8 protein-coding genes and 1 pseudogene are annotated in these 13,382 nt (G+C 68.3%); 1 reads left to right on the top strand and 8 read right to left on the bottom strand.

Features of this window, described 5'->3' with window-relative positions:
• Positions 1-78: 78 nt before the first annotated feature.
• The 8 genes and pseudogenes from TVNIR_RS13860 to trxB form a co-directional block, all read right to left on the bottom strand.
• Complete coding sequence (locus tag TVNIR_RS13860) at positions 79-3,168, bottom strand: error-prone DNA polymerase (protein ID WP_335338136.1); 3,090 nt, start codon at positions 3,166-3,168, stop codon at positions 79-81.
• Between the two features lie 138 nt (positions 3,169-3,306).
• Positions 3,307-3,729, bottom strand: a pseudogene (locus TVNIR_RS21140) (PHP domain-containing protein); the annotation flags it as partial.
• A gap of 378 nt (positions 3,730-4,107) precedes the next feature.
• A complete protein-coding gene (locus TVNIR_RS13855; protein ID WP_015259682.1) occupies positions 4,108-5,250 on the bottom strand; it encodes a PQQ-dependent sugar dehydrogenase in 1,143 nt (380 codons plus the stop codon).
• A gap of 296 nt (positions 5,251-5,546) precedes the next feature.
• A complete protein-coding gene (locus tag TVNIR_RS13850) occupies positions 5,547-6,305 on the bottom strand; it encodes an SDR family oxidoreductase (protein ID WP_015259680.1) in 759 nt (252 codons plus the stop codon).
• Complete coding sequence (locus tag TVNIR_RS13845; protein WP_043739774.1) at positions 6,302-7,603, bottom strand: FAD-binding oxidoreductase; 1,302 nt, start codon at positions 7,601-7,603, stop codon at positions 6,302-6,304. Before TVNIR_RS13845 ends, TVNIR_RS13850 begins: the two co-directional genes overlap by 4 nt.
• 1 nt (position 7,604) lies before the next feature.
• The gene (gene aat / locus TVNIR_RS13840; protein ID WP_015259678.1) at positions 7,605-8,369 is read right to left on the bottom strand and encodes a leucyl/phenylalanyl-tRNA--protein transferase; all 765 of its coding nucleotides are present in this window, start codon (positions 8,367-8,369) and stop codon (positions 7,605-7,607) included.
• Positions 8,370-8,432: 63 nt separating this feature from the next.
• Positions 8,433-9,596 carry a GNAT family N-acetyltransferase gene (locus TVNIR_RS13835; protein ID WP_015259677.1) on the bottom strand — a complete coding sequence of 388 codons (1,164 nt, stop codon included), beginning with the start codon at positions 9,594-9,596 and terminating at the stop codon, positions 8,433-8,435.
• Between the two features lie 58 nt (positions 9,597-9,654).
• A complete protein-coding gene (trxB, locus tag TVNIR_RS13830) occupies positions 9,655-10,608 on the bottom strand; it encodes a thioredoxin-disulfide reductase (RefSeq protein ID WP_015259676.1) in 954 nt (317 codons plus the stop codon).
• 373 nt (positions 10,609-10,981) lie between these two features.
• Here trxB and TVNIR_RS13825 point away from each other — a divergent pair, with 373 nt between their 5' ends.
• Positions 10,982-13,291 (top strand): DNA translocase FtsK, encoded by a 2,310-nt coding sequence (locus TVNIR_RS13825; RefSeq protein WP_015259675.1) that lies wholly within the window; start codon positions 10,982-10,984, stop codon positions 13,289-13,291.
• Positions 13,292-13,382 lie beyond the last annotated feature (91 nt).

Genomic DNA, 13,382 nt, shown 5'->3' with positions numbered 1-13,382 from the left:
GTTTTCCGGCACAAATGCAACGCCGCCGTGCCTGCAGGTTGTGACGGCACGCAGGTCACTCCCGGTCTGCCCGGCTCGTCATCCGAAGTCCCGCGAATGCACGGCCAACGCGCCCAGCCAGGCGCTGCGGTCCCGCAGCCGCTTCGCGACCAGATGCGTCACGCCGTCCTCCTGTTGGAGAACACCGGTCACCTCCAGCAATCGCGCATGGATCACCGCTGCGCGTGCCCGTTCCACCAGCGCTGACCAGACGATCACGTTCACCGTGCCCGTCTCGTCCTCCAGGGTCAGGAACACGGTGCCTTTCGCCGAACCCGGCCGCTGCCGGGTGATCACGAGGCCCGTGTAGCGTGCGCGGGTGCGCGGGCCCCCGGCAATCAGCGTATCCGCGGTGGGAATGCCAGCCAGCCCGGGATGCCCGCGCAGCAGCGCCAACGGGTGCGGCCCCAGCGTCAGCCCGGTTCCGGCATAGTCCTGCAGCAGATCCTCCGCGACTGTCGGTGCAGGCAGTATCGGAACCGCGGCGCGTCCCGGGACGCCGGCTTCGGGGAACAGTGGTAATGACGCCTCGACCGCCTGGGCAACCCAGCGTGCGCGGTGCCGGTTGCCGGCCAGCCGGGCGAGGGCACCAGCCTGCGCCAGTCGCGTGGCCTGGCCGCGATTCAGACGCGCGCGGGCGACCAGGTCGGCGACATCCCGGAATGGCCGTACGCCACGTGCTGCCACGATCCGCTTCGCACTGCCGGCGCGAAGCCCGTGCACCATCGACAGCCCCAGGCGCAGCGCCAGGTCGTCACGATCCCGGCGGTCGCCGCCGTTCCCGGCACCAGCCCCGGCGCTGCTGCCGGTACTGCACGGGAAACGCTGATTCAATCCGTCATCGTGAGGAGCGGAGCGACACGGCGATCCATGAAGGATTGAGGTCCCTTCCCCCTTCTGGATTGCTGCGCTGTGTTCGCAATGACAAGGCCCTCGGTCCGGCATTTCCCCAGAGGCGATCTCGACGCTGCAGCCCTCCGCACTCGCGGTCACGTCCACCGGCCTTACCTCGACCCCGTGCCGGCGTGCGTCGGCGACGATCTGCGCCGGGGCGTAGAAGCCCATCGGCTGACTGTTCAGCAGGGCGTAGGCGAAGATCGCCGGCTCCCGGCACTTGAACCAGGCCGACACGTAACTGATCAGTGCAAAGCTCGCCGAATGCGATTCGGGAAAACCGTATTCCCCGAAGCCGAGGATCTGCCGGTAGATCTGCTCCGCGAACGACTCCGGGTAGCCGCGCCGGCGCATGCCGTCGACCAGTCGCTCCCGGTATTTCGCGAGGTTGCCGGTGCGGCGCCATGCGCCGATCGCGCGGCGCAGACCGTCGGCCTCGCCGGCGCTGAAGCCGGCCGCGACCATCGCCAGCTCGATGGCCTGCTCCTGGAAGATCGGCACCCCCAGCGTGCGCTCCAGCACGCGCTGCACTTCCGGGCCCGGGTAGGTCACCGGTTCGCGTTTCTGCCGCCGACGCAGGTAGGGGTGCACCATCTGGCCCTGGATCGGCCCGGGCCGGACGATCGCGATCTCGATCACCAGGTCGTAGAAGGTTTCGGGCTTCAGGCGTGGCAGCATGCTCATCTGCGCGCGCGACTCGATCTGGAACACGCCGACGGTGTCCGCACGCTGCAGCATCGCGTAGACCGCGGGATCCTCGGCCGGCACGTCGGCCAGACCCCAGTGGCAACCACGGTGCCGCGCCAGCAGCTTCAGGCAGCGGCGCAGGCAGGAGAGCATGCCCAGCGCAAGGATGTCGATCTTCAGCAGGCCCAATGCATCGAGGTCGTCCTTGTCCCACTGGATCACGGTGCGCTCGACCATCGCGGCGTTCTCGATCGGCACCAGGTCGTCCAGGCGACCGGCGGCGATCACGAAGCCGCCGGTGTGCTGTGACAGGTGTCGGGGAAAACCGGTCAGCGTCTGTGCCAGCACCTGCCACTGTCGGGCGAGTGGCCCGTCCGGATCCAGCCCGACTTCCTGCAAGCGCTCGCGCGGAATGCCCGCGTCCCACCAGGCCAGGTTTGCGGTCAGTGCGTCGATGCGCGCGCGGCTGATACCCAATGCTCGGCCGACGTCGCGCATTGCGCTGCGGCGGCGGTAGCGGATCACCGTCGCGGTCAGCGCCGCGCGCTCACGCCCGTAGCGGTGGTAGATGTACTGGATCACCTCCTCGCGCCGCTCGTGCTCGAAATCGACATCGATGTCCGGCGGTTCGTTGCGCTCGCGCGAGATAAAGCGCTCGAACAGCATGCTGGAACGCGCTGGATCCACCGCGGTGATGCCGAGCGCGTAGCAGACCGCCGAGTTCGCGGCTGAGCCGCGACCCTGGCACAGGATGCCGCGTCCGCGGGCGTAGCGGACGATGTCGTGCACCGTCAGGAAATAGGGCTCGTAGGCCAGATCGGCGATTACCGCGAGTTCATGCTCGATCTGCGCGTGAACGTTCTCCGGCGTGCCTTCGGGCCAGCGTTCCCGGCAGCCCTGTTCGACCAGCCGGCGCAGCCAGGGTCCGGGCCGCGCGCCGGTCGGGATCGTATCGGTCGGATATTCGTACCGCACTTGGTCCATGCGGAACCGGCAGCGGTCCGCAACGCGCAGGGTTTCGGCGAGCCAGGCGGCGGGGTAGATCCGGGCCAGTTCGTCACGGGGGCGCAGGCAGCGCTCGCCGTTCGGGAACAGCGCCGGCGCGGCCTCCGCCACCGGCAGTTTCAGGCGCAGCGCGGTCAGCACATCCTGCAGCGCGCGGCGTCCGCGCAGGTGCATCAGCACGTCTCCGCAGGCGAGCACCGGGATCCCGGTGGCCGTGCCGAGCCGCGCTGCGTGTTGCCGTAGCGCTGCGTCGTCGGGGCTACGCACCAGCGTGATCGCCAGGTGCAGCCGTTCCGCCGGCACTACCCGGCAGAGCCACCCGATCCAATCGCGATCGTTGCGCAAGAGAGCCGCTGCCGTGTCCGACAATGGATCATCAGGGATCGCCAGCTGCACTTGGTCAGCGTTCGTGCCACGGGACGCGCGCGGGGCGGGCCCCCCGTCATCGAGTACGCGCCGGTATTGCTCTCTGTCATCGCGAGCGCAGCGTGGCGATCCAGGATCGGGCCCCGGCCCTGGGTTCGCTGCATCGCCTTCATCCATCCCGCAGCGACTCCCTCCACCGCTTGCGGGGGGCCGCGGGATGGGGGAAAGGGCGTGTCCAGGGAGATCTCCCCGGTCCGCAACCCCGGAGGCGCGGGATGAAGCTTCCGGCGGTCTGCACGTTCTTCCGGTACCCGCTTCAATACGCCACAGGACTTCGCAACCCGGCAGTCCGGCCCACTCGGATCGCAGCAGATCCTCTGCCCCGATCCGGTACTGTCCCTTGCGCTCTGCACGGCGCGCGTGGGTGATCACCCGGCACAGCGTCCTGTACCCGGCCAGCGATCGCGCCAGCAGCGTCAGCCGCGGGCCCTCCAACAGCCGCAGATCGGTTCCCACGATCAGGTGCAGGCCGGTCTCCACCGCCGCCTGGTGCGCACGCACGACTCCGGCCAGCGAGCACTCGTCGGTGAGCGCCAGGGCGCGGTATCCCAGCGCTGCCGCCTGCCGTACCAGCTCCTCCGGATGCGACGCACCGCGCAGGAAGCTGAAGTTGCTGCAGCAGGTCAGCTCGGCATAGCCGGGCAGGGAGTCGGGCAGGGTCGCGTATATACTGTTCATATAAACAGTATATACGCGACCCTGCCATGCCGGCGGCACAGATGCTGCGAGAGGCGCAACAACGCTGCTCCACCTGCTGGTTGCCCGTTCTTCTCCCCCGCCGTGGTGACGTTTCCGCGCGCATCATCCCGGGCATAGACGGCCCACGCACAACGCAGGCCGCGGGATTCGGGCCCCGGATCGCGTCAGGATTCGGGCTCCTTGGGCGCCGGGGCGCGAGCCGGGCATCGCGGTACGGCCAGTACCCGACCCTCTGCCGCTTGATCCCGCCGGTTGCGCCCCGGGACGAACGACAGAACCCGGCCCCGTGGTGGGGGTTCCCTGCCGTTTCGCGGCCCTCCGGGCGCTGTTCGGTAGCCCAGACGCTAGCAGGATCCGCTAGCGCGACGGCTCCAGGCGGTACAGCGCCGCGTCCGGCGCATCGTTGAGCAGGTAGATGTAGCCGTCCGGCCCCTGCCGCACGTCGCGGATGCGTCCCACCGTCATCGGCAGAAGCTCCTCGGCGTGGACGACGGTCCGGTTCTCGATCACCAGGCGCAGGATGCGCTGGGCGCGCAGGCCGCCGGCCAGCAGGTTGCCCTCCCAACGGGGGAAGCGTTCGCCACTGACGACCGCAAGTCCCGAGGGCGCCAGGGTCGGGAGGAACTCGAACACCGGGTCGACCATGCCGTCTCTGTGTCGGGTCTCTGCATCCGGGAATGGGCCCTCGGTGCGGTAGTCTCGGCCCAGCGTCGCGGTGGGCCAGCCGTAGTTGTTGCCGGGTTCGATCAGGTTGAGCTCGTCGCCGCCCCGCGGGCCGTGCTCGGTCGCCCAGATGTCGCCGGTGGCAGGGTGCTGGACGATGCCCTGGATATTCCGGTTGCCGTACGTGTAGAGCTCCGGGGCGTAGCCTTCCTTGCCGACGAAGGGGTTGTCCGCCGGTACCGAGCCGTCATCGTTCAGGCGTACCACGCTGCCGGAGTGGTCGAGGGAATCCTGCGCGCGCGGCGGTTCGGCCCCGCGGTCGCCGATGCTCATCAGCAGCGTGTCGTCGTCGAGGAACACGACCCGCGAACCGTAGTGGCGGCCGGGGCGGGTCGGTTCGTTGGACTCGAACAGTTCCTCGACGTCGACCAGCCGGTTGCCGTCGAGTCGGGCGCGCGCCAGCGCCGGAACCGTGGCATTGCGGTCACCCCGGGAATAGGTCAGGTAGATCCAGCCGTTGTCCTCGTAGTGTGGGTGCACGACGACGTCGAGCAGCCCTCCCTGGTTTTGCGCGTGGAAGTCGGGAACTCCCTCCACCCGTGTCTTGGCGCCATTTTCCACCAGGTACAGGCCGCGGGCGCGCTCGGTGATCAGCTTGCGTCCGTCGGGAAGGAAGGCCACCGCCCAGGGATGGGCGAGCCCGTCGACAACCTGCACCAGCCGCAGGCGCTCGTACTCGGTGCCGATCTCCTGGATCAGCTCCATCGCCGACGCAGTAGTGCCCCAGAGCAGGGCGGTGGCGAGGGTGGAACCAAGCAGTGGGGGAATCTTGTGCATCTCCGGCAACCTCCGTTTTCGGGTGGGCAGGAAACCCTGCGTCGTTATCCCATAAACGCGTAGCCCATGATCGTTGACGTGTAAAGAAACCGCCGTTTGCGCCTCTGCGCCCGAATGGCGGAACAGCGCGTCATCCGCCACCTGGCGTTCGCGCTGCCCGGTGGCTGCGGTGACCCCGGCGTGGGAGTGGCGGATGACGGCCTTCGGCCTCTTCCGCCCTACGCCTCTTTCATCATCGGGGGTGGCTGCCCGCGCCATGGCAGTTAGTGTGAGGTCCGTGTCCGGCCCCGAGGCGTCTACAGACGCAGCCGCTTGAACAGCGGCTCGGGGATCATCCGGATCCCCCAAAGGATCGGGCGCCAGAACCACGGCAGGTAGACCACGTCGCGCCGTCCGTAGAAGGCGCGGACGATGCCGCGCGCCACCCGCTCGGGCCGCGCCCAGAACAGGCCGTCGCGGTCGCGGCCCTCGGTCATCGGCGTGACCACGAACCCGGGCTTGATCGTCAGCACGCGCACGCCGCTGGCATGCAGACGGCTGCGCAGCCCTTGCAGGAACAGCGCCAGCATGCCCTTGCCTGCGCCGTAAACGTAGTTACCCTTCCGGCCCCGGTCGCCGGCCACCGAGCCGATCACGCCGATCACGCCGCGTTGCCGCGCCTCGAAGTCGTTCGCGATCACGGTCAGCAGTGTCATCGCACTCAGCGCGTTGAGCCTCAGGGCCTGCAGCATGGCCTCGGGTGACCGTTGGCAACGGGCCTGGTCGGGCAGGGTGCCGTGGGCGATCAGGACCGCCTCCAGGTCCGGATGACGTTCGCGCAGGGATTCCCACAGGGCCGGCAGGCCGTCCAGATCGGCGAGGTCGGCGGCAATACCGTGTACCTCGGCCAGCCCGGCGGCGCGCAGCGTCAGGTCGTCGGTCAGTCTGCGAAGGCGCTCAGGGTTGCGGGTCACGACTACCAGGTGCACGCCCTTCGCCAGCCAGATACGTGCGGCCTCGATCGCGATGCGCGAGTTGGCGCCGAAAATGGCGATGCGTCGGGGGCCTTCATTCATGGGTTCATCCTGCGCCAGAAGCTGGAGGAGAATGCCGGGTCGACGAAAGGGGCAAAGCGTTCCCAGTTCGGGAAGCCCCGGCGGAACAGCGTCACCGACATCCGCGCGTCCTGGCCCGGTTCCAGCGCGCCGCCGGCGGCGCTCACGACGTCATCGAGGTCGGCGAACAGGCTCCGGGTCCGACTGCCCTGGTCCGTGAAATCCAGGGCCAGGGTTACCCCGGGCCGGGGAAAGGACAGCAGACCGGGAGAGTGCAGGTGGCCGAAGCGCTTGAGCAGAGCGAGGCAGGCGCCCTGGCGGCTGGCCGCGATCCGGCGGAGCAGCGTGCGGATCCCGTCGCGGGCGGTGTCGGGGGGCAGCACGCACTGGTACCGGTAGAACCCGCGCCGCCCGTAGATCCGGTTCCAGTCGCGCAGGCCGTCGAGCGGGAACAAGTAACGCTCGTAGTGCCGCAGGCGTGGGCCCGGCCTTGCGCCCAGGCGGAAATACAGCTGGTTGAAGGCGCGTACTCCGTGCCGGTTCAGTACCCAGCCGGGCAGTTCGAATGGCACTGTGCGGGATCGGGAACGCCCGCGCGGAAGCGACGCGCTGGCGGGCTGCGGCGGCGCGTGCCGGCCGGTCAGGAACACGCCGCGGCCGAGTCGGCTCCCGCGCGCCAGACAGTCGATCCAGGCGACGCCGTACGGCCAGTCGGTGCCGAGGCGGTCGTTCAGTTCCCAATAGGCTTCGAGGTCGGGAAAGCGGTGGCGTTCGGTCAGCATGAACGCGTTGCAGATCGGGGTCATCTGTAGCCGGATGCGCGTCATCAGGCCGGTCAGGCCCAGGCCGCCAACCGTGGCCGCGAACAGCTCGCGCTGCTGTTTCGGACCGACCCAAAGGCGTTCGCCGTCCGAGCGGCGCAATTCCAGCCCGATCACGTGGCGGCCGAAACTCCCCACGACGCGGTGATTCCGGCCGTGGATGTCGTTCGCGACCGCGCCGCCCAGGCTCACGAACTGCGTTGCGGGCACCACCGGCAGCATCCAGCCCTGCGGCACAGACCAGGCCAGGAGGTCCCCGACCCGCATGCCCGCTTCGCACTCGACCACGCCGGTGCGCCGGTCGAATGCGATCAGGCGGTCCATGCCGCCGGTCAGCAGCAGTGTTCCTCCGGCATTCAGGCAGGCGTCGCCATGGCTGCGCCCGCTGCCCTGTGCGAGCAGCGGTGCAGCCGACGCAGGCAGGGCAGCGGCGCGGTCGGGCCACTCGAGCACGCGGGCATGGTTCACCCTCGGCAGCCGGTTCCAATTCGACGGCATCTCAGGCGGATGCCTTCGGGTATCGCCAGCCGTCGTCCAGCGGATGAATTTGCGGATCCAGCTGCCAGGAATCGGGGCCCGGGTCCTGGTCCACCAGGGTGCGGATCCGCTCCAGGAACCGATCCCTCGGGATCTCGCGAGCACCCATTGCCAGCATATGCGGCGTCGGCGTCTGGCTGTCGATCAGCGGCCATTCCCACGAGACCATATGCCGGCAGAGCCAGGCCAGCGCGACCTTGGAGGCATCGCGGACGTGGGAGAACATCGATTCTCCGCAGAACAGCCGGCCCATCGCGATGCCGTACAGACCGCCGACCAGTGTGCCGTCCTGCCAAACTTCCAGCGAGTGGGCATGGCCGGCGCGGTGAAGGCGCAGGTAGGCGTGGCGCATCTCCACCGTGATCCAGGTGCCGGTGGCTCCTGCGCGCGGGCCTCCGCAGGCGCGCACCACGGCCTCGAAATCGCGATCGAAGCTGATTTCGAATCCGCCGTTTCGGATCGACTTGCGCAGGCTCCGGGACAGGCGCAGCGCCGCGGGTTCGAGCACGGTGCGGGGGTTGGGGCTCCACCAGAGGATTGGTTGTCCCGCCTCGTACCAGGGAAAGATGCCCCCGCGGTAGGCTCGCAGCAACCGTGGCAGCGACAGGTCGCCGCCTGCGGCGAGCAGGCCATTGGGCTCCTGCCAGGCCCGGTCCGCGGGTGGGAACGGCTCGTCTGCGAGACCGGCATGGAGCCAGGTGATCATCCGGCGCGCCTGGCGGCTCATGGTCGGGCTCCGGCAGCTGACGGCGCGTGCGCCAAAGGACCCCGTGTCACTGGCAGGGGATCCTCAGGCCGGGCTGCGGTAAGGAGAGTGTTCCATCAGGCTGGCGCATTGTGCCTCCATCATCCGGCGTTCCCGCAGGCAGAAGTCCTGCACCGCCGCACCGAACCCGGGGGTCAGGATCGCATGTGCCGAGGTGGTCGGCGTCGGGAGGAAGCCGCGCGGAATCTTGTGTTCGCCCTGGGCCCCGGGTTCGAATCGGGCCAGACCTTCGCGGATGCAGAACTCGATGCCCTGATAGTAGCAGGTCTCGAAATGGAGGTCGGGAAGATCGTCGACGCAGCCCCAGAAACGACCGTAGAGCGAGTCGTGGCTCCGGTAACAGAGCGCGCCGGCCACGGGCTGGCCGCCCAGGTGCGCTTCGAACAGGATCACCTGGTCGCCCAGCGCGGCGGCGGTGCCCACAAAGAAACCCTCCGACAGCGTCGGGATTCCCATGTGCTTTTCGAACGTATCGACGTAGAAGCGGTGGAACCGCGCCCAGTCCTCCGGCTCGGCGGTCGTGCCGGTCAGGGTGCGAAACTCGATTCCCTGTTCGGCGACTCGCCGCCGCTCGCGCCGGATATTCTTGCGTTTCTTCGTGCTCAGTGCCGCCAGAAAGGAATCGAAATCCGCGTAGCCGCGGTTGTGCCAGTGATACTGGCAGCCGGTTCGCCGCACCAAGCCCGCCTGGTCGGCCAGCGCCGCCTCCGCCGCGGTCGGGAACAGCAGGTGCACGCCCGAGGCTCCCAGCTCCACGCCGCGCGCGGTCGCGGTCTGCAGCAACCGGCGCCGGACGGCGTCTGGATCCGCCTCGTCGGGGTGTACCAGTAACCGTGGCCCGGTGGCCGGGGTGTAGGGAACGCTGATCACGAGCTTCGGGTAATAGGGCTGGCCCTGGCGTTCCCAGGCCGTCTGCCAGGCCCAGTCGAACACGAACTCGCCGTAGTTGTTGGTCTTCGCATAGCAGGGGGCCGCGCCCACCAGCGCGTCCTCGCGGAACGCGAGCAGGTGCTGAGGGAACCAGCCAAAACGCCTTCCAAGGCAGCCATGGCGCTCGAGACCCTCCAGGAAGGCAAGGCGCAGGAAAGGCTCCCGGCCATGCGTCAGTGCGTCCCAGGCGCCGGGGTCGACCGCATCCAGCATGTCCCGGACCTCGACCCGCAGGCGGCGGTCGGCGCTCGCGGTCATGGTGGCCCCGGGCCGTGGCCCGGACCCGGAGCAGGTTCAGCCATCGTGCTGACGCTGCTCAGGGATGCTCGTCCAGAAAGCCTTCCGCGTCCAGCGCCGCCATGCAGCCGCTGCCGGCCGAGGTGACCGCCTGCCGGTAGATCTGGTCCATCACGTCGCCCGCCGCGAACACGCCGGGAACGCTGGTCGCGGTCGCGTTGCCCTCCAGGCCGCTCTTGACCTTGATGTAGCCGTTGTCCATATCGAGCTGTCCTTCGAAGATCCCGGTGTTGGGCTTGTGCCCGATCGCGATGAAGAGCCCGGTCAGTGCCAGTTCCTTGGTGTCGCCGGTTTCCACGTGCCGCAGGCGCATGCCGGTGACGCCGCTCTGGTCCCCGAGCACTTCGTCGAGCACGTGTTTCCATTCGATCGAGATCTTGCCCGCCTTCTCTTTCTCGAACAGCTGATCCTGCAGGATCTTCTCTGCGCGCAGCGCGTCGCGCCGGTGTACCAGCGTGACATGCTCCGCGATGTTGGAGAGGTACATCGCTTCCTCGACCGCGGTGTTGCCGCCGCCGATAACCGCGACCTTCTGGCCCCGGTAGAAGAAACCGTCGCAGGTCGCGCAGGCGGACACGCCCTTGCCCTTGAACGCCTCCTCGGACTCCAGGCCCAGGTACATCGCGGTCGCACCAGTCGCGATGATCAGCGCATCGGCGGTGTAGGTGGCGCTGTCTCCGATCAGCCGGAACGGGCGCGAGGACAGTTCGGCGGTATGGATGTGGTCGAAAATCACCTCGGTATGGAAGCGTTCCGCGTGTTTTTGCATCCGCTGCATCAGGTCCGGCCCCTGCAGGCCCTCGACATCACCGGGCCAGTTGTCCACGTCGGTGGTGGTCATCAACTGCCCCCCTTGCTCGAGCCCGGTGACCACGACCGGGTTCAGGTTGGCGCGGGCTGCGTAGATTGCCGCCGACCAGCCGGCCGGGCCCGAGCCCAGGATCAGCAGGCGGCAGTGTTTGGGATCGCTCATCGGGAATCTCCGTGCAGACAGGGAATGGGTGGAGGCAACAGTGGGCGCCCCGAACGGGCACCTGCCCCGCCGGAGGACGCGCCCGGCCCCCGTTTTCGTCCGTGATTATTCGGAATGCCCGCAGGACTGTCCAACGACCACAACCGCCGAACGCCAAGGCGGAGGTCTGCGGCCGCACTTTGCGCCGTCATTTTAACCACGTAGAATTCCCAGTTCGAACGCTTCCTGAACAGTTGTCGACGGGAATACGGGGCTGGTGCGGACCGGCAACCGGCCCTCGAGGCCGGGGCTCGGGTCACCTGCCGGATACGCCCTGGAGCCGACCTGCACGGAGCCGGCGCCTCCGGCCAAACCCACTCCAACGGATTCGCAGATGCCAGATACCAGGGTAGGGACCGGTGCCGAGGCGAGCCTGAGCCGGCAACTGCTGCGCGGGCTGCGCGAGGGCGCGCTGCTGGTCTTCGGGATGATCGCGCTGTACCTGCTGGTGGCACTGGTCAGCTATCATCCCGCAGATCCGGGCTGGTCCTACACCGGTGACGGCGAGGGCATCCGCAATCTGGGCGGGGCGGCAGGTGCCTGGTTCGCCGACGTGGCCTTTCACCTGCTGGGCTATCTGGCATTCCTGATTCCGCTGATCTTCATTGGCGTCGGCTGGTGGTTGTTCCGCCATCGCAAGGATGCGCGCATCGCCAGTCCGCTCGAGCTGAGCCTGCGCGGGAGTGCGTTGCTGATCGCGCTGGTGTCCGGCTCTGCGCTGGCCGCGTTGCACTGGCTGCCCGGGCATCTGCCGGTACATGCCGGAGGGATCCTCGGTGACCTGGTTGCCGGCACGGCCGCGGCGGGGCTCGGGCTGGTCGGGGCCACGCTGCTGCTGTTCGCGTTGTTCCTGACCGGGTTCACGCTGTTTACCGGCCTGTCCTGGTTCGCGTTGATGGACCGGCTCGGCAAGGGTGTGTTCGACGGAATCGAATGGGGCCGGCGGCGCATCGATTCGATCCGTGACCAGCGCATCGGCGCCGCGGAAAGGGCACAGCGCGAAATCCGCGTGGAGCGTGAGCGGGCGCGCGTAGCCCAGCGTGCGCCTTCGCGCTCCGAGCCCCGGGTGGAGCCGCGTGTCCAGCCCCCGCCACCCAGTCCGCGGGTGATGAAGGAGAAGCAGGTGCCGCTGTTCACCGGCGAGCGCAGCGACGCGCACCCGCCACTGGCATTACTGGATGAACCCCCGGCCGCGACCACCGGGTATTCCGGGGAATCGCTGCAGTCGATGTCCCAACTGGTGGAACTGAAACTGCGGGACTTCGGAGTCGAAGTCGAGGTCGTCGCGGTGCAGCCGGGCCCGGTGATCACCCGCTTCGAACTGCACCCGGCACCGGGGGTTAAGGTCGCGCGGATCTCGGCGCTCGCCAAGGATCTCGCCCGGTCGCTGTCAGTGATCGCGGTGCGCATCGTCGAAGTGATCCCCGGGAAATCGACGGTCGGTCTCGAGATTCCGAACGAGCAGCGCGAACTGGTGTCGCTGTCCGAGATTCTGCGTTCAACCCTGTTCGAGAACGCGAAATCGCCGTTGACCATCGCGCTGGGCAAGGACATCGGCGGCGCCCCGGTCATCGCCGACCTCGCGCGCATGCCGCACCTGCTGGTGGCGGGTACCACCGGTTCGGGGAAGTCGGTCGGCGTGAATGCGATGCTGATCTCGACGCTGTACAAATCCACCGCCGAGGACGTGCGGTTGATCCTGATCGACCCGAAGATGCTTGAGCTGTCGGTGTACGAAGGCATTCCGCACTTGCTGGCGCCGGTCGTGACCGACATGAAGGACGCATCGAACGCGCTGCGCTGGGCGGTGGCGGAGATGGAGCGGCGCTACAAGCTGATGTCGCTGCTCGGGGTGCGGAACATCGCCGGGTACAACAAGAAGGTGCGCGACGCCGAGGCCGCCGGCACGCCGATCGCCGACCCGACGTTCGACCCGGACCAGCAGGTCGCCGAGACCGAACCGCCGGTGCTGGGCCGGATGCCGTTCATCGTGGTCGTGGTCGACGAGTTCGCGGACATGATCATGGTCGTCGGCAAGAAGGTCGAGGAACTGATCGCGCGGCTCGCGCAGAAGGCCCGGGCCGCCGGCATTCACCTGATTCTGGCGACCCAGCGGCCGTCGGTGGACGTGATCACCGGCCTGATCAAGGCCAACATCCCGACCCGCATCGCGTTCCAAGTGTCCTCGCGCGTCGATTCGCGGACCATTCTCGACCAGATGGGAGCCGAGCATCTGCTGGGGCACGGGGACATGCTCTACCTCGCACCCGGCAAGGCGCTGCCCGAACGCGTGCACGGGGCGTTCGTCGCCGACCACGAGGTGCACAAGGTCGTCGAGTACCTGAAGACCACCGGCGAACCCGACTACGAACACTCGATCCTCGAAGAGCCCGAGGCCGGCGCGCCGGCGATCCCGGGGCTGGAGGCGCCGCAGACCGACGCCGAAGGCGACCCGCTGTACGACCAGGCGGTGCAGATCGTGATCGAGTCGCGCAAGGCATCGATTTCCTACGTGCAGCGGCGTCTGAAGATCGGGTACAACCGGGCCGCGCGCATGGTCGAGGACATGGAGGCGGCGGGCCTGGTCAGCCCGGTGCAATCGAACGGCAACCGCGAGGTTCTGGTGCCGGGGAAGAACGAATGAGCCACCGGTGCCGGCGCAGTGCCCGCGGCGCAGCCGCCTGTGCGGCAGGCGCGATTCAGGATCGGTTCAATACGCCCGGGGATACTGGCAC

The organism is Thioalkalivibrio nitratireducens DSM 14787, from assembly GCF_000321415.2.
GTDB lineage: Bacteria > Pseudomonadota > Gammaproteobacteria > Ectothiorhodospirales > Ectothiorhodospiraceae > Thioalkalivibrio > Thioalkalivibrio nitratireducens.
Note: the sequence above shows the minus strand (reverse complement) of the source record. Positions and strands in the feature narration are given on the sequence as shown.